This window comes from Clostridium novyi NT, from assembly GCF_000014125.1.
In the GTDB taxonomy this organism is placed as follows: domain Bacteria; phylum Bacillota; class Clostridia; order Clostridiales; family Clostridiaceae; genus Clostridium_H; species Clostridium_H novyi.
Window position 1 is genome coordinate 972115 of sequence record NC_008593.1, and the last position, 18183, is coordinate 990297.

At 28.9% G+C, this 18183-nt stretch carries 15 protein-coding genes; 13 read left to right on the forward strand and 2 right to left on the reverse strand.

Features of this window, described 5'->3' with window-relative positions:
• Positions 1-24: 24 nt before the first annotated feature.
• A complete protein-coding gene (gene zapA, locus NT01CX_RS04435) occupies positions 25-618 on the forward strand; it encodes a cell division protein ZapA (RefSeq protein WP_011721847.1) in 594 nt (197 codons plus the stop codon).
• A 75-nt stretch (positions 619-693) separates the two neighbouring features.
• Here zapA and NT01CX_RS04440 read toward each other — a convergent pair whose 3' ends face one another.
• The gene (locus NT01CX_RS04440) at positions 694-1077 is read right to left on the reverse strand and encodes a hypothetical protein (RefSeq protein ID WP_039242982.1); all 384 of its coding nucleotides are present in this window, start codon (positions 1075-1077) and stop codon (positions 694-696) included.
• Between the two features lie 165 nt (positions 1078-1242).
• Between NT01CX_RS04440 and NT01CX_RS04445 the strand changes: the two genes are divergently transcribed.
• Positions 1243-1848, forward strand: a complete 606-nt coding sequence (locus NT01CX_RS04445) for a hypothetical protein (RefSeq protein ID WP_011721848.1) — start codon at positions 1243-1245, stop codon at positions 1846-1848.
• Positions 1849-1938: 90 nt separating this feature from the next.
• Here NT01CX_RS04445 and NT01CX_RS04450 read toward each other — a convergent pair whose 3' ends face one another.
• Positions 1939-2514 carry a superoxide dismutase family protein gene (locus NT01CX_RS04450; RefSeq protein ID WP_011721849.1) on the reverse strand — a complete coding sequence of 192 codons (576 nt, stop codon included), beginning with the start codon at positions 2512-2514 and terminating at the stop codon, positions 1939-1941.
• A gap of 150 nt (positions 2515-2664) precedes the next feature.
• Here NT01CX_RS04450 and NT01CX_RS04455 point away from each other — a divergent pair, with 150 nt between their 5' ends.
• The 11 genes from NT01CX_RS04455 to NT01CX_RS04505 all read left to right on the forward strand — a co-directional run bounded on the left by NT01CX_RS04455 (position 2665) and on the right by NT01CX_RS04505 (position 18048).
• A complete protein-coding gene (locus NT01CX_RS04455) occupies positions 2665-5010 on the forward strand; it encodes a U32 family peptidase (protein WP_011721850.1) in 2346 nt (781 codons plus the stop codon).
• 1 nt (position 5011) lies between these two features.
• Positions 5012-7369, forward strand: a complete 2358-nt coding sequence (locus NT01CX_RS04460) for an endonuclease MutS2 (protein ID WP_011721851.1) — start codon at positions 5012-5014, stop codon at positions 7367-7369.
• Positions 7370-7392: 23 nt separating this feature from the next.
• Positions 7393-7863 carry a DUF523 domain-containing protein gene (locus tag NT01CX_RS04465; RefSeq protein WP_011721852.1) on the forward strand — a complete coding sequence of 157 codons (471 nt, stop codon included), beginning with the start codon at positions 7393-7395 and terminating at the stop codon, positions 7861-7863.
• Positions 7864-7889: 26 nt separating this feature from the next.
• On the forward strand, positions 7890-8483 hold the full coding sequence (locus NT01CX_RS04470) for a 50S ribosomal protein L25 (protein ID WP_011721853.1): 594 nt from the start codon (positions 7890-7892) through the stop codon (positions 8481-8483).
• A 133-nt stretch (positions 8484-8616) separates the two neighbouring features.
• Complete coding sequence (locus tag NT01CX_RS04475) at positions 8617-10359, forward strand: phospho-sugar mutase (RefSeq protein ID WP_011721854.1); 1743 nt, start codon at positions 8617-8619, stop codon at positions 10357-10359.
• A 212-nt stretch (positions 10360-10571) separates the two neighbouring features.
• Entirely contained in the window at positions 10572-11651 is a 1080-nt protein-coding gene (locus NT01CX_RS04480; RefSeq protein WP_011721855.1) for a tetratricopeptide repeat protein, read from the forward strand.
• Between the two features lie 47 nt (positions 11652-11698).
• Entirely contained in the window at positions 11699-12604 is a 906-nt protein-coding gene (gene galU / locus NT01CX_RS04485) for a UTP--glucose-1-phosphate uridylyltransferase GalU (protein WP_039242979.1), read from the forward strand.
• A 176-nt stretch (positions 12605-12780) separates the two neighbouring features.
• Complete coding sequence (locus NT01CX_RS04490) at positions 12781-14619, forward strand: polysaccharide biosynthesis protein (RefSeq protein ID WP_011721857.1); 1839 nt, start codon at positions 12781-12783, stop codon at positions 14617-14619.
• Positions 14620-14797: 178 nt separating this feature from the next.
• Positions 14798-16114, forward strand: coding sequence for a nucleotide sugar dehydrogenase (locus tag NT01CX_RS04495; RefSeq protein WP_011721858.1), 1317 nt, complete (start codon positions 14798-14800; stop codon positions 16112-16114).
• A gap of 61 nt (positions 16115-16175) precedes the next feature.
• Positions 16176-17288 (forward strand): Gfo/Idh/MocA family protein, encoded by a 1113-nt coding sequence (locus NT01CX_RS04500; RefSeq protein ID WP_011721859.1) that lies wholly within the window; start codon positions 16176-16178, stop codon positions 17286-17288.
• A 19-nt stretch (positions 17289-17307) separates the two neighbouring features.
• Positions 17308-18048, forward strand: a complete 741-nt coding sequence (locus tag NT01CX_RS04505; RefSeq protein ID WP_011721860.1) for an N-acetyltransferase — start codon at positions 17308-17310, stop codon at positions 18046-18048.
• Positions 18049-18183 lie beyond the last annotated feature (135 nt).

Here is an 18183-nt window from a genome sequence, read left to right on the forward strand (position 1 = left end):
CAATTTATCTAAGAGGGTGTTCAAATGAATATAGTAACTGTTAAAATAAATGGTTCCGAATACAATCTAAAAGGTGAAGAAAGAGAAGAATATCTACACAAAGTTGCAAGTCATGTAGATAAAAAGATAATTGAAGTATTGTCTAAAAATAAAAGACTTAGTATATCAGATGCCTCTGTTTTAGCAGCTATAAATATAGTTGATGAAAAATTTAAAGTAGATGAGTACTGTGCTGAATTAATGAAGCAAGTTGAAGAAGTGAAAAAATCAGAAAAAGCATTCCAAACTCAAATTGAAGATCTAAAAAAACATATAAAAAATTTAGAGGAATACAATAATGAACTTCAAAATAAATTAGAAGGAACAAAGAGTGGGGAATACATAACAGAGATAGAAAATGAAAACAAGGCGTTAAAAGACGAAATAGAAATTTTAAAAGAAACAGCAAAAAAACATTTAAAAGACAATAATTCTTTAAAATCGGAGAACAAGGAACTTAAATTCCAAAATCAGTCTTCGAAGTATAAGATAATGGATTTACAAAACAGACTTATTGAAAATCAAATAGATCTTGTTAAAATAAAGAAAAAAGAGAATCCATTACTAAATGTAAAATAATTTTTTATGTAAAAACGAAATTTTATTTAAAAGATGTAAGCTGATTTGTGTAAAAACAAATTCAGCCTACATCTTTTATTTTTCCTTCGTTTCATTTAATTTAGTATTTAAAGAATTAACTTCATTTTGAAGAAATTTTATATCTTCTATGAGAGATAAAATTCTTTTATCTTGAGATTTAATGTTTTCTTTTAGAAGAGTTATTTTTCGTCTTTTATTAAAATTCATGTTTTTGAGAGTAGTTACTTTTTTTTCATAATACATTAAATTTTTTTTTAGAATTTTTATTGCATCATACAATTTTTCCTTTGAAGCTTGAAATTTTTTATAATTGTTACTTATAATCTTGAATTGATTTTCATAGTATGCACATGTAGTATTTTTTTCATCGATTATATATTTTAGTTCACTTATTAAAAATTCATTATGTTTTGAGTTATTGTCATTAATATTATTCAAAGATATAAAAATCCCCCCTATAAAAGATATTATTATATAGATATGAATTTATGGATAAGAATATAACAAGTATAAATAGAAACACATTTTAGTGTTAAGTTCATATAATGGTGTTAAAGGTGATTAAAACCTGAAATTTACAATAAGATAGAGAGGGATTTATTAATGAATAATTGGAAAGAAATAGCTATAGATGATATGTTTGATGAACTAGAAGAGTTAAGTGAAAAAGGAAAAGAAGAATTAGAGATACAATCACAAGAAGCAGAGAATGAAGGAAAATGTGTAGGTCCAAGATCAGTATATGTAAATTTCTGTTGTACAACTACAATTCCAGAAGGCTTCGAGGTTGAGGAAGGTAACAATAAAGGATTTGTTGTATGGAAAAACCGCTTGAAATGTGTAAAAGTCTTTCAAAAAGTAAATGTTGCTTGCGGAAATAATACATGCGGACAAGTAGATGCCTGTGTATTAAAGATAGTTGGATGTATACCACTAATTGCAAGTGCTAAAGTTAAAGGTGATACTGGAACATTCGCTTACGCATCTTGTTGCTGTTGTTTAAATGTAGATGAATGCGTAAAATGTTGGCCTATATCATCTTGTGGTGACCCTCAGTGGGGACCTAAACCACCATGTTCACCTGAAAAGGATGTAAAGATTGAATTAAAAGATGATAAGGTTAAGGTATCAGTAAACGAATGTGATTCAAATTGTAATTGTCAAAATGTTACTATTAGTGGTACGTTAAAACTTTCATGTAAAAGATAAGAGTCTATAAATAGTATAAATATAGAGATTTTCTGTTCTACAGAAAATCTCTATATTTTTGATTAGGAATATTAACTATGATTTATTATCCTAAATGGTTTTTATAATTCCACAAGCAATTCTTTTTCCTGAATTGCCAGAAGGTTGGCTTCTATAGTCATCAGGACTTTCGTGTATAATTACTGATAAGCCAATTATGTCTTTAGGTTTAAACCTATCTGTAAAAAAGCTCATTTTACACATTCCATGATTAGAAAATAAAACCGGAAAATCTCCAGCGTGATTGCCATGGGGTTGATTATCTGGATTCCAATGGCCACTTGCGCAGGTAAAAGGATCATTAGGATTACCAATATCACAACAACCTACAGAATGAATGTGAAAGCCGAAAGGACCTATAGGCTGAGTTGTTTTGGTTGCTGGTTTATAGTTTGGAAGACCTTCAACGTATACAGAAACTTCAGTACCTCCTGGTACAGACACAAAAGAAACTATTCCTTTTATATTAGGATAACTTGGACCACCTTTTATATAAGACACAGCAATATTTATATTAGGTCTTTTTACATTAGTGTCTAAGGATGAATTTCTATAAAAATTAGTATAAGGAGTACGTGGATAAGGGTAACACGTATCAAAGTAAGGATATTCAAAGTTAAAATACATATAAGTACCTCCATAAAATAATTAATAGTATATAATATGATATGTTAATAAATTTTCATGTGTTAATAATATGGTTAGGTTGTTTAAGTTAGGTTTCTTTTGATATAATGTATTATTAGGTGTAACAATAGATCGAGGAGAGATAAACTTATGAATAAAATTGAGTTACTAGCACCAGCAGGTAGTATGGAAAGTCTTTATGCAGCGGTGCAAAATGGAGCAGATGCGGTATATTTAGGAGGAGCTAAGTTCTCAGCAAGAGCATATGCTTCTAATTTTGATGAAGAAAATATGATTAAGGCTGTAGAGTATTGTCATTTATACAATGTAAAGATTTATGTAACAGTAAATACGGCAATGAAAGAAGAGGAAATTAAAGAGGCATTAGAATATGTTGAGTTTTTATATAAAATAGGGGTTGATGCGTTAATAATTCAAGATGCAGGACTTGCTGAGCTTATAAAAAGAAATTTTCCAAAGTTTGAACTTCATGCATCAACTCAAATGAGTATACATAATGCAGAAGGAGCCTTATTTCTTAAAAATTTAGGTTTTTCAAGAATAGTTCTTTCAAGAGAGCTATCATTAGATGAAATTACTCATATATCAAAGTGCTTAAACATAGAAACAGAGATTTTTGTACATGGAGCACTTTGTGTTTCTTATTCTGGACAATGTCTTATGAGCAGTTTAATAGGAGGAAGAAGTGGAAACCGTGGACGTTGTGCACAACCTTGTAGACTTCCTTATGAAATAATAGATAAAAAGAGAAAGAAAAAGGCAAAGGGTTATATACTAAGTCCTAAAGATGTATGTACTATAGAAAATATAAAAGATATTATAAATAGCGGAACTAGTTCACTTAAGATTGAAGGCAGAATGAAAAGACCAGAATATGTGGCGGGAGTAGTTTCAGCATATAGAAAAGCTATAGATGATGCAAATTGTGATATTGAAAGAGAAAGAAAAAAATTACTTCAACTATTTAATAGAGAAGGATTTTCAAAGGCTTATTTATATGGAAATGTAGGAAAAGATATGATGTCTTATAGATTCCCTAAAAATACAGGAGTGTTTATAGGAAAGGTAAATAGAGATTTAACTATAGAGCTAAAAGAAAATGTAAAACTTCAAGATGGAATAAGATTTGGTGGAGATGGATTTACAATTTTTAAAATAGTAAAAGGATCAACCAATGTAGAGGAAGCCTTAATAGGTGATAGAGTAAAATTAAAGCCTACTAAGTATAAAGCAGGAGATATGTTATTTAAGACCTCAGATAATGAGCTTTTAAATAATCTTAGCAAGTCATATGAAAATGTATATGGAAGAAAAAATCAACTTAATTTGGATGTAGTATTTAAGGTTGGAGAGCCAATTAAAATATCGACTAATTATAATGGAAAAACATATGAAACTTTAGGAGAAGAAGTTCAAGTTGCTAAAAATAAACCAATGGACAAAGAAAAGTTAGTTAAAAATTTAAACAAAACAGGGGATACTCCATTTGAATTTAAAAATATTAACTTTAGTGATTTTGAAGAAGGATTTATGCCGGTTTCTTCAATAAATGCAGTTAGAAGACAACTTATAGATAATATTAATGAAGATATAAAATTAGGTAATAAAAGAAGCTATTCTGATAATCTAGACTTAAATTTAAATATTAATAAATCTAATAAAGAAAAATCAACTAACATACTAGATAGTACTATAGTTACTGTTACTAAAGAGGAACAACTAAAAGCAGCGGTAGAATGTGGAGTTAAAAATATTGCAGTGGAAGTATCTTTAAGAAATTGTGATATAGATTTAAAAAATGTAGAATGTGAAAACATATATATAAAAACATCAACAATAATAAAAGAAGAGTTTGAAAGTGTGTGCACAATAATTGAGAAAAATATTAACAGAATTAAAGGAATAATAACTTCAAATTCAGGAATAATTAATAGATTTAAAGGTAAAACAGAAATTATTGGAGACTATAAATTAAATATATTTAATAGCTATAGTTTAGAGTTTTATAAAGATATTTTAGATGCAGCCACTATTAGTGTAGAGTTAAACAAGAAAGAAATAAAAAATATAACTAAAAAGAGTGGTTTTAAATGTGCATGTATTGTATATGGTAAACCAGAATTAATGGTTAGTGAATATTGTCCAATAGGATGTGTTTTTGGAGGAAAAGATAAGAGCAAAACATGTGATTTAGAATGTTTAAAAGGGGAATATGTATTAAAAGATAGAATGAATGTAGAAATGGAAGTAAGGACAGATAAATATTGCAGAAGTCACATTTATAATGCTTCTCCTGTTAATTTAATACCTAATTTAGATGAAATAAAGGCAATTGATATAGACATTTTTAGATTAGAGTTTTTAAGCGAAAGTTATGATGAAACACTAAATATACTTGAAAGTTTTAAAAATGAAAAATTCCGCGGAGATTTCAAAAATTATACTAGAGGACATTTTAAAAGAGGTGTAGAATAACATGAACGAAAAATCTTTAAGGGTTTTAGAATTTAATAAAATAAAAGATGAATTAAAAAAGTATACCCAAACTTCAGCGGCTAAGGATTTAATTGAAAGGCTTCACCCTTATGAAAGTGCATATGAGGTTAGGGAACACTTAATGGAAACAGAAGAAGCTTTTAAAATATCCATAAAAAAAGGGGATGCACCTTTTAGTGGACTATATGATATAAGGGAAGCAATATCAAAAGCTCAAAGAAGATTTACACTTTTTCCATCAGAGCTTCTTAGGGTTGCTAATTTACTTAGAGCCTCAAGAAGATTTAAGGGCTATGTGAAAAGTGATGATTTAAGTGAAAAGTATGAAGTGCTTGAAAGTATTACAGAGGGGCTTGTACCTTTAAATGGACTAGAAGAAGAGATTTCTAAATGTATAATTGGAGAAGAAGAAATCTCAGATAGAGCAAGTACTACTCTTTTTAATATAAGAAGATCCCTAAAGGATAAAACAAGTTCAATAAAAGCTAGAGTTAATTCTCTTATTAGAACATATTCTTCTCATCTTCAAGAAAATATATATACAGTAAGAGGAGAGAGATATGTACTTCCAGTAAAAGTAGAACATAAAGGAGCAGTACCAGGACTTGTACATGACCAAAGTGCATCAGGAGCAACACTTTTTATAGAACCTATGAGCTTAGTTGATTTAAATAATGAAATAAAGGAATTAAGACTTAAAGAAAAAGCTGAAATAGATAGAATACTTGCTTTTCTTTCAGGAAAAGTATATGAAAATGTAGATGTTATTAAGGTAGATGCGGATATTCTTTGGGAACTTGATTTTATATTTGCAAAGGCTAAGTATGCTCAAAAGTTAGGAGCAATAATGCCTATAATAAGTGAAGACGGTCATTTTAATATAATAAATGCAAAACATCCACTTATAGATCCTAAAAAAGTAGTGGAAAACAATATCTATCTTAGAGATGGAATAACATCTGTTGTAATTACAGGGCCTAATACAGGTGGTAAAACAGTTACACTAAAGACTGTAGGATTACTTCACATAATGGCAATGAGTGGGCTTATGATAACAGCATCTCAAGGATCAACTATAAGTTTCTTTAAAGAAGTTTTTGCAGATATTGGAGATGAACAAAGTATAGAGCAAAGTTTATCAACATTCTCATCTCACATGACAAATATAGTAAACATAATAGATAGTGCAGATGAAAATTCATTAGTATTGTTTGATGAACTTGGTGCTGGAACAGATCCTACAGAAGGAGCTGCACTTGCAGTTTCAATTCTTGAAAATTTGAGAAAAAGAAAAACAAAGGTAATAGCTACAACTCACTATAGTGAACTTAAAGCCTATGCATTAAAGGTTGATAATGTAGAAAATGCATCTGTAGAATTTGATGTTGAAACATTAAGACCTACATATAGACTACTAATAGGAGTACCAGGAAAATCAAATGCCTTTGAAATATCTAAAAGACTCGGACTTCCAGATTATATTATAGAAGATGCAAGAGAAGGAATTTCAGAGGAAACTCTTAAATTTGAAGATTTAATACAATCTCTTCAACATAAAAACATTAAAGCACAGGAACATGCAAGAAAAGCAGAAAGTGCAAAAGAAGAAGCTGTAAAACTTAAAGAAAAATATGAAAGCAAATTAGATAAATTCCAAGATATAAGAGAAAAAGCAATTTTAAATGCCCAAAAGGAAGCTAAAGAAATCATAAAAGAAGCTAAAGAGGAAGCAGATAAAATACTAAAAGACATAAGAGAACTTGAGAGAATGGGATATTCTTCAGATGTTCGTAAACTTTTAGAAGAGAATAGAAAGAAATTAAAAGACAAATTAGAAAAGACAGAATCAAAATTAAATCAGCCAAAAGAAGTTGGTGAAGCTGTAACTAATGTATCAGAAGGAGATGAATTATATCTTCCTAAATTTGAGACAAAAGTTATGGTACTTACAAATCCTGATAATAAGGGAGATGTTCAAGTACAGGCTGGAATTATGAAAATAAAAGTAAATATTAAAGATCTAAGAAAAACTAAAGAAACTAAGATAGAAAAAAGACAAAGAAAGAAAAAACAAATGAGTTTAAACTTAAAATCAGTAGCAACATCTGTTGATTTAAGAGGAATGGATTCAGAAGAAGCAACTTATACTGCTGATAAATATCTAGATGATGCGTGTATGAGTGGACTTTCTGAAGTTACTATAATACATGGTAAAGGTACAGGGGTACTTAGAACTGCCATAAATGATATGTTAAAAAGACATCCTCATGTAAAATCTTATAGACTTGGTAACTATGGAGAAGGCGGAAATGGAGTTACTGTAGTAGAACTTAAATAAAGAATATATAAAGAGGGATCAATATGATAGTTATAAGTGCGTGTCTTTGTGGGGTTAATTGTAAATATAGTGGTGGAAACAACTTTAATGAAAAAGTTTTAAAACTTTTAAAAGAAGGCAAGGGAATTTTAGTCTGTCCAGAACAAATGGGCGGACTTACAACTCCAAGAACACCCTGTGAGATAGTAGGTGGACATGGAGAAGATGTATTAAATGGAAAAGCTAAAGTTATAAGTAAAGATGGGGTAGATTGTACAAAGGAGTTTTTGAAAGGTGCATATGAGGCTTTAAAGGTAGCAAAAGATGTAAATGCTACAAAAGCAATTTTTAAAGCTAAAAGTCCTTCTTGTGGATGTGGAAAAATATATGATGGAAGCTTTAGTGGAAATAAAATAGATGGGAATGGTGTTACATCAGCGCTTTTTCTAAAAAATGGTATAGAGATTATTACTGAAGAACAGCTTTTATATGTATATTATTCTTTTTTATGCTAATACTAGAAAGCATAGGAGGGATATCAATGGACGTGTTAAAAGCTAATGAAAGAATCAAAGATTCTAACCATTCTGCGAGACGTGAAAGAAAAAAAGGAATGGTACCTGGAGTACTATATGGTGCAGGAGTTCAAAACACATTATTTGAAATAGGAGAGATTGAACTAAATAGAGAAGTATTAAAAAATGGTGAATATGGAGGGATTGATTTACAAATCAATAATAACCATCATAAAGCTATAGTAAAAGAAATACAAAAAGATCCTGTAACAAAGAAAATACTACATATAGATTTACAAGAAATAGATAAAAATGAAGTTATTCAAACTGAAATACCAATAAATTTTGTAGGAGAAGAGTTTATAGCTAAAAGAGGAGAAATAGTTCAAAAGGAAAAATCAAACATAAAGGTTCAAGGAAAATATGATGATATACCTAAATCAATAAATGTAGATGTTTCAAAAATGTACTCAGGAGATGTATTTAGAGTTAATGATGTTGAAATGGCTAGTGAAATAATATGTTTAGATGATATGGATACTATATTAGCTGTTGTTATGGGTACTAAAAATAAAGGATCTCAAGAAGATGAAGAAGATAATGAGGTAATTGCAGAATAATTTTTTAAATAAAGATACTATTATTAATTTTAATAGTATCTTTATTTTTATAATTTCGTAGGAATAAATTGTTATAATTTAACAGTATATTGTATAATTATTATATTACTGGTTAATATTAGGAGGTAATATAATGGATTATTTAGAAAAATATAATATGTGGTTAGATTCACCTTTGATTGATGATAAAACTAAAGAAGAATTAAGAAGTATTAAAGATGAGAAGGATATAGAAGATAGATTTTATAAAGATTTAGAGTTTGGAACTGGTGGACTTAGAGGCGTTATAGGAGCTGGAAGTAATAGAATGAACATATATACTGTAAAAAAGGTTACACAGGGACTTTCAGAATATCTCTTAGAGGCATATAAAAATAGAGATATATCTGTGAGCATTGCATATGATTCTAGAATAATGTCTAAAGAATTTGCAAAAGAAGCCTCACTCACATTGTGTGCTAATGGAATAAGGGTTAATTTATTTGAATCTTTAAGACCTACTCCTATGCTTTCTTATACTGTAAGATACTTAAAATCTAATGCAGGTATTGTTATAACTGCATCTCATAATCCTAAAGAATATAATGGTTATAAAGTGTATGGAGAAGATGGTGGACAAGTTACTGATAAAAAGGCCAAGGACATTATAACTTGTGTAAACAATATAAAAGATTTAAAACAGGTTAAATCTTTTACATTAGAAGAAGCTAAAGAGAGAAAATTACTTAATATAATAGGAGAAGAAGTAGATAGAGATTATATAAATGACGTAAAAAAATTAACCATAAGAAATGAACTGGTAAAAAATAATGCAAAAGATTTAAAGATTATTTATACTCCAATTCATGGAAGTGGAAATATACCAGTAAGAAGAGTTTTAGGGGAACTTGGATATGAAAATTTATTTGTTGTAAAGGAACAAGAGTTACCTGATGGAACATTTCCAACAGCAGAATATCCAAATCCAGAAATGCCACAGGTTTTTGATATAGCATTAGAAATGGCAAAAGATATAAAACCAGATATAATATTTGGTACAGATCCTGATTGTGATAGAATAGGAGCTATTGTAAAAAATAATAAAAAAGAATATAAAGTTTTAACAGGAAATATGATGGGGGTTTTATTAACAGAATATATTTTATCTTCATTAAAAGAGAAGAATACAATGCCTGAAAACCCTGTTGTAATTAAGACAATAGTTACTACAGAAATGATAAGGGCTATAGCAAAAGATTTTAATGTTGAAATTATGGATGTGTTAACGGGTTTTAAATATATAGGAGAGAAAATAGGAGAATTTGAAAAAAATAAAAATAAGGATTATGTGTTTGGATTTGAAGAAAGCTATGGATATTTAAGAGGCACATTTGTAAGAGATAAGGATGCTGTAATTGCTTCTATGTTAATTTGTGAAATGACATTGTACTATAAGAAAAAAGGATTAAGTCTTTATGATGCTCTTATGAAGCTTTATGAAAAATATGGTTTTTACAAAGAAGAATTAGTTTCCATAAATTTAATGGGTAAAGAAGGACAAAAACAAATAGGAATGACTATAGATAAGTTAAGGCATGTTAATGATTTAAAAATAGAAGGACTTAATATATCTAAAAAATATGATTATAAGATGGGGGTAGAAAAGGATATTATAAATGGAATAGAAAAGAAGATAAATCTACCTACATCCAATGTACTTAAATTTGTACTAGAAAATGGGGATTATTTTGTAATAAGACCATCTGGAACAGAACCTAAGATGAAAATATATATGGGAGTTAAGGGGGAGAATTTAGAAAATTCAAAGGAAAATATGCTTAATTTTAAAGAAAAAATATTAAAACTAGTAGAAAATATGAGACAAAACTTAAAATAAATATATAAATTTCAAATCTCCATTTAATTTAATGGAGATTTTTTTATTAATAAGATTTTGTATAATTTGGGTTTTAAAATGATTTTTATATGAATAATTTAGCATAGTATCAATGGCTTTTTAGTGTATATTTTTGAAAAAATATATAATCTATTATAATATATAATCATAGATGTTATAATTAAATATAATATTAAGGTTGGAGGAAGAGTATGGACGTAAAAACTCATTTTAAGGATAAACTTTCAAATTTATTATTTTTACAAATGAATAAAGAGAGAGTAGAGAATATTTTTAATACAAGGTTGTATGTTAATGAGGCAATATATATGCCAGTTGCAACTGAAGACATCGTAAAAAAAGTTAAAAACAATGAAAATGTAGACACTATACCAGTAGCATTTTTTGTTGAAGGAATGATATATGTTTTAGGAGCTGATGATGATTTTAAATATAATGATATTTATGAAGAATTAGTATTAAATGCTCCAAAGGGTATGGAATTTATAAAGGGAAGAATAGCATCATATGTAAAAGAAAAAAAATATGAAGATGCTTACATTATGCTAAAGGGACTTGTTAAATTAGAACCTACTGAAGAAATATATTCTAAACTTATAATGCTTGCAGAAAAATTAAGAAGTTTAAACAAGGATTATACAGAAGAAGAATTAGAAGTTATAGAAAAAGCTAAAGAAATAGAAGGATATGCTATACCATATCTATATGAAGCTGAAATAAAAAGAGATAAAGAGGATTTTTACGGGGCTTTATTTTCAATAAATAATTATATAGCAAATGGGGGAGAGGAAACCTCTGAGATTTCAGAATTTAAAAGTTCACTAAAGGTAGTAAATGGTTATGATGAAGGAAAAAAATTAGTATATGATGAACCTAAAAAGGCACTAGAGATGCTATTACCATTATTAGATGAACTTTCTGATAATCCGGAAGTTTATTATTACATAGCTGTTGCATATAGATTACTTGAAAATAATCATAAGGCTATATATTACTTAGAAAAGTCTATAGAAATAGATAGTTCATATCCAGAAGTATTTAATGAACTTGGAATCAATTATGCATGTGTAGAGGATTTTGAAAGTGCTATAGTGTATTTAAGAAAAGTTTTTGAAGCTACAAGATCTATTGAAGTATGCACAAACTTAATAATGTGTTATATGAATATAGGAGATTATAAACAAGCAAAAATACACCTTGAAATTGCAAATAAAATAGATAGTGAAGATGAAATTGTTAAAGAATTAAATAATATATTGAAAGATGCATAAAATATAAAGAAGTTTATATTTTATTTGTTGAAGGGAGAGTGTGTGGTATGAGGGTAAAAAAAGCCATAATACCTGCAGCTGGACTTGGAACTAGATTTCTTCCGGCTACTAAAGCGCAACCTAAGGAGATGCTTCCCATTGTAGATAAGCCAACTATACAGTATATTATTGAAGAAGCGGTACAGTCAGGTATTGAAGAAATATTAATAATAACAGGTAGAAACAAAAGAGCAATTGAAGATCATTTTGATAAGTCGGTGGAACTGGAAAACATATTGGAAGAAAAAGGTAAAAATGATCTTTTAAGTATGGTTAAAGATATATCTAATATGGTAGATATATACTATATACGTCAAAAAGAGCCAAAGGGACTTGGGCATGCAATAAATTGTGCTAAAACTTTTGTTGGCAATGAACCTTTTGCTGTTATGCTAGGAGATGATGTTGTAGATAGCAAAGTACCTTGTTTAAAACAACTAATTGATTGCTTTAATGAATATAAAACCACAATACTTGGAGTGCAAGAAGTAAATAAAAACAGTGTAGATAAGTATGGAATAGTAGAAGGACTACACATAGAAGACAGGGTTTATAAGGTAAAAGATTTAGTAGAAAAACCTAGTGTGAATGAAGCACCTTCTAATGTAGCGATTTTAGGAAGATACATAATAACTCCTCCTATTTTTGATATATTAAGTCATACAAAGCCTGGTAAGTCAGGTGAAATACAATTAACAGATGCTCTTAGAACCTTAATAAAAAAAGAAGCAATGTATGCCTACAAATTTGAAGGTAGAAGATATGATGTAGGCGATAAATTAGGATTTTTAGAGGCAACAGTAGAATTTGCACTAAAAAGAGAAGGGTTAAAAAATGAATTTATGAAATATTTAACTAGTATTAAGTATAATTCAAAATTTGCACAATTATATAAAGAAATGAACCAAAAATAAAATATATTAAAGCTTAGTTTATGATATAATAATAGACATGAATTGTAAAGGACTTACAAAACATGTCTTTTTTATATTTGTATGTTAAATTATTAATAAAAAACATTGAATAATTTCAAAAATGATGTAAAATGATTTAAGGTAGATAAAATAACAATCGTTAAGGATGTGATGACTTGAAAAGTAATAAGAAATTCTTAGTATATGATATCGTTCTTGTAACATTTTTCTTATATTTTGCACTGCTACTAAGATTTGATTTTCATATACCTCAAGAATACATAGTATTTTTTAAATTATCAATAGTTCCGGTTATTGTTATTAGTGTAATTTGTAATGCGATATTTCATTTATATGATCGCATATGGAAATATGCGTCTATTGATGAGTTAATATCAATAGTATATTCAGTATCGCTTTCAAACATAATATTTATTTTTTATAGTTATTTTATAAGTTATAAATTATTAAGTTTTGTACACTATAGATTTCCTGCCACAGTACACATAATATTTTGGGTACTATCTGTATTAGCTCTAGGAGGAACTAGATTTATATATAGAGTAGTTGGTGGAAATGACAACGCTGAAACTTTTGATAATAAGTCTTCAAATATATTAATAGTTGGAGCTGGAGATGCTGGAGCAATGTTGATAAAAGAGATTAAAAAGCATCATTCTTTAAATTATAATATAGTAGGACTTATAGATGATGATTTATCAAAAATTGGTCAAGTAATCAATGGGATAAAGATACTAGGCACTAGAGATGAAATAATAAAGATATGTAATAATTATGGGGTAGAAGAAATATTTATTGCTCTTCCATCTGCACCTTTAAAAGAAAGAAAGGAAATTTACAATTCTTGCAAAGAAACTGGGTGTAAATTAAAAACACTTCCAGGTATATATGAAATAATAAATGGAAATGTAAATATAAGTCAACTTAGAGATGTAGACATTAATGATTTGTTAGGTAGAGATCCAGTCAAATTAAATAATGAAAATATAAATGAGTATATAAATGATAAAGTTGTTTTAGTTACAGGTGGGGGAGGCTCCATAGGATCTGAACTTTGTAGACAAATAGTAAAATTTAACCCTAAAAAGTTAATAATATTAGATATATACGAAAATAATGCATATGATCTTCAAATGGAATTAAAATATAAGTATCCGAACTTAGATATGGAAGTTGTAATTGCATCTATTAGAGATATGACAAGATTAAAGGAAGTATTTGAAACATACAGACCATATGTAGTATTTCATGCTGCAGCACATAAACATGTTCCACTTATGGAGGCAAATCCAAGGGAAGCTATTAAAAACAATATATTTGGAACTTACAACTTAGCAAAATGTAGTGACATGTATAATGTAAAAAGATTTGTTCAAATAAGTACGGATAAAGCTGTTAATCCTACTAATGTTATGGGTGCAACTAAAAGATTCTGTGAAAAAATAATTCAAGCTTTCGATAATGAAAGTAAAACAGAATATGTAGCTGTAAGATTTGGAAATGTTCTTGGAAGTAATGGTTCAGTAATACCACTATTTAAGAAACAAATAAAAGAAGGTGGTCCTGTAACAGTTACCCATCCTGAAATAAATAGATTCTTTATGACAATACCAGAAGCAGCTCAACTTGTAATTCAAGCAGGAGCTATGGCAAAGGGTGGGGAAATATTTGTACTTGATATGGGTGAACCTGTTAAAATAGTAGATTTAGCTAAGGACTTAATTACTCTATCTGGATTAAAACCAGATGAAGATATAAAAATTGAGTATACAGGATTAAGACCTGGTGAAAAACTATATGAAGAATTACTAATGGATGAAGTAGCATTAACATCTACAGGTCATGAAAAAATATTTATTGAAAAGCCTAAGGAATTCAACAGAGAATATATAGAAAAATCTATAGAAGATTTTAAAGGTGTTGTAGAAGGGAAAAGAGAGGAAATAATTGATGTTCTTCAAGAAAAAGTCCCAACATATAAACCTAAAGAATAATTATACAATTACAAATATAAGATTAATTACTGCATTTATGTAAACAATATGATAAAATTAGATAGTGAAATAAATCACAAATGCGTAATATATGTTAATATTAATGATTAAAATTTAGATTATTTAATGAAACTAAATTAAGAAAATAAACCTTAAATAATGTTTAGGAGGAAGTACTATGGCAACATTAAAGGAAGAACTTTTATTAAAACTAGAGAATAAAACTGCAAAATTAGGTGTAGTGGGACTTGGATACGTAGGATTACCACTAGCAGTAGAAAAAGCTAAAGCAGGATATGAAGTAATAGGTTTTGATGTACAAGATGCAAAAGTAAAATTAGTTAATGAAGGACATAATTATATAGGAGATATAGTAGACGAAGACTTAAAAGAATTAGTTGCAGATGGTAAATTAAAAGCAACTACAGATTTTTCATTTGTATCAGATGTAGATGCAGTTGCAATTGCTGTTCCAACACCACTTGATAAGTTTAAACAACCAGATGTATCATATGTTGAAAACTCTACAAAGAGTATAGCTAAATTTTTACATAAAGGAATGCTTGTAGTTCTTGAAAGTACAACTTATCCTGGAACAACAGAAGAAATAGTAAAACCTATATTAGAAGAATCAGGATTAAAATGTGGAGAAGATTTCTTCCTAGCATTTTCACCAGAAAGAGTTGACCCAGGTAACAAGCAATTTAAAACTAAAAACACTCCAAAGGTTGTAGGAGGTATAACTCCAGACTGTACAGAAGTTGCTGCTGCATTATATAGCAATGTTCTTGAAGGAGATATACATAAAGTTTCTTCACCAGCAGTTGCTGAAATGGAAAAAATCCTTGAAAATACATTTAGACACATAAACATAGGTCTTGTAAATGAAATGGCTATTTTATGTAAAAAAATGAACATAGATATATGGGAAGTAATAGAAGCTGCAAAAACAAAACCTTATGGATTTATGGCATTCTACCCAGGTCCAGGTCTTGGTGGACACTGCATACCACTAGATCCATTCTACTTAACATATAAAGCAAGAGAATTTGATTATCATACAAGACTTATAGAAACAGCTGGAGAAATAAATGATTTCATGCCAGAATTCGTAGTAGATAATGCAATGAAACTTTTAAATGGAGATAAAAAATCATTAAATGGTTCAAAAGTTCTTTTAATGGGTGTTGCATATAAAAAAGATATCGATGATATGAGAGAATCACCAGCATTAAAAGTAATAGAACACCTTGAAAAGAATGGAGCAAATGTAATGTATAACGATCCATATGTTCCAAACTTTAAGCACTGTGGAAAAGAATATGCATCAGTAGATTGGGAAAAAGCTATTGATGAAGCTGATATTGTTATAATAACAACAGATCATAGTGATTATGACTATGAAGAAATAGTTAAGAGAGCTAAAATATTCTATGACACAAGAAATGCTTCAAGTGCTGTTAAGAACAACAGAGAAAAGATACACAAACTATAAGAAAGATTTTAGGATAGACTCTTTTGAGTTTATCCTTTATTAAGATTAAGGAGTGATATTAATGTCAAAATTAAAATTTGCTATTATTGGTTGTGGAAGAATTTCATACAAACATGTAGAAGGATTAGTAAACAATAAAGAAGAAGCTGTGCTTGTAGCTACTTGTGATATTGATATAGAAAAAGCTAATGCAAAGCGTGATGAATACATAGAAAAAATGGAAGAAAACGTAACAGTTAATACATATACAGATTATAAAGAAATGCTTGAAAAAGAAGATGTAGATGTAGTTACAATAGCTACAGAAAGTGGATACCATCCTGAAATTGCAATTTATGCTATGAAAAAAGGAAAACATACTGTAGTTGAAAAACCAATGGCTCTATCAATAGACGATGCAAATGAAATGATAAAAGTTGCAAAAGAAAACAACGTTAAACTTGCAATTTGTCATCAAAATAGATTTAATAAACCAATACAACAATTAAGAAAAGCAATGGATGAAGGAAGATTTGGTAGACTTGTAAATGGTACTGCAAGAATCCTATGGAACAGAAATGAAGGATATTACAAACAAGCACCTTGGAGAGGAACTTGGAGACTTGATGGTGGTACATTAATGAATCAATGTATTCACAATATAGACTTACTTCAATGGATGATGGGTGGAGAAATTGACACAGTATATGCACAATGTGATAATTTCTTACGTGATATTGAAGCAGAAGATTTTGGTGCAATATTAGTTCGTTTCAAAAACGGAGCAATTGGAATAATAGAAGGAACTGCTTGTGTATTCCCTAAAAACTTAGAAGAAACTTTAAGTGTATTTGGTGAAAAGGGAACAGTAGCAATAGGCGGTCTTGCTGTTAATAAAATAGAAACTTGGAGATTTGAAGATGGAGAAGAAAATGAAGAAGAAGAAATTTTAAAAGCTCAAGAAGGCGATCCAGATTCAGTATACGGAAAAGGTCATACTCCATTATTTAAAAATGTTATAGATGCAATAAATAATGATGTTGAACCTTTAATAAATGGAGAACAAGGAAAGAGAGCTATGGCAATAATTCTTGCAGCATATAAGTCAAGACTTACTGGAATGCCTGTAAAATTCCCATTTGAAAACTTCTCAACTTTAGATATGGAAAAAGCTTTTCCAAAGAAAAATAGATAATAAAAGCGAGGATATAAAAATGAACTATATTTCTGAAAGTGCTAAATTAGGCAATAATGTAAAACTAGGTCATTTTACAGTTGTAGAGGATAATGTTGTTATTGGAGATAATTGCATTATAGGAAACAATGTAGTAATTCACGAGGGATCTTTAATAGGAAACAATGTTAGAATTGATGACAATACTGTAATTGGAAAAACACCTATGAGATCTGTTAACAGTATATTTAAAGACGATAAAAAGTATGAACCATGTAAAATTGCTGATGAATGCTTAATTGGAGCAGGAGTTATAATTTACTGTGGATGTGAAATCGGTGAAAAAACACTTGTAGCAGATTTAGCTGTAATAAGAGAAGATGTAAAGGTAGGAAATAAAACAATTATAGGAAAAGGAGCTACTATCGAAAACTTCTGCAAGGTTGGTTCTAATTGTAAAATACAAACTAATGTGTACTTAACAGCATATTCAGAAGTTGAAGATTATGTATTTATGGCTCCATGTGTTGTCACATCAAACGATAACTATGCAGCACGTTCAAAAGAAAGATTTAACCATTTTAAAGGAGTTACTATTAAAAAAGGTGGAAGAATTGGAGCTGGAGCTGTAGTATTACCTGGAAAGGTAATAAATGAAGATGGATTTGCAGCAGCAGGAAGTGTTGTTACTAAAGATGTAGAAAAAAGCACTATAGTAGCTGGAAGCCCTGCTAAGAAATTTAAAGAAGTTCCAGAAGATCAACTTCTTAAAAACCAATAAATTAAAAAGATTATATCTTCAGATAATATAACTTTTAATTTAAAAGTTAGAAACCTTAGAAAAACTTAACAGTAGAAGCTTTAGAAAGGCTTAAAAAGTTTTTCTTGCTTGTACCTAAAGCTTCTAAGGTTTTTT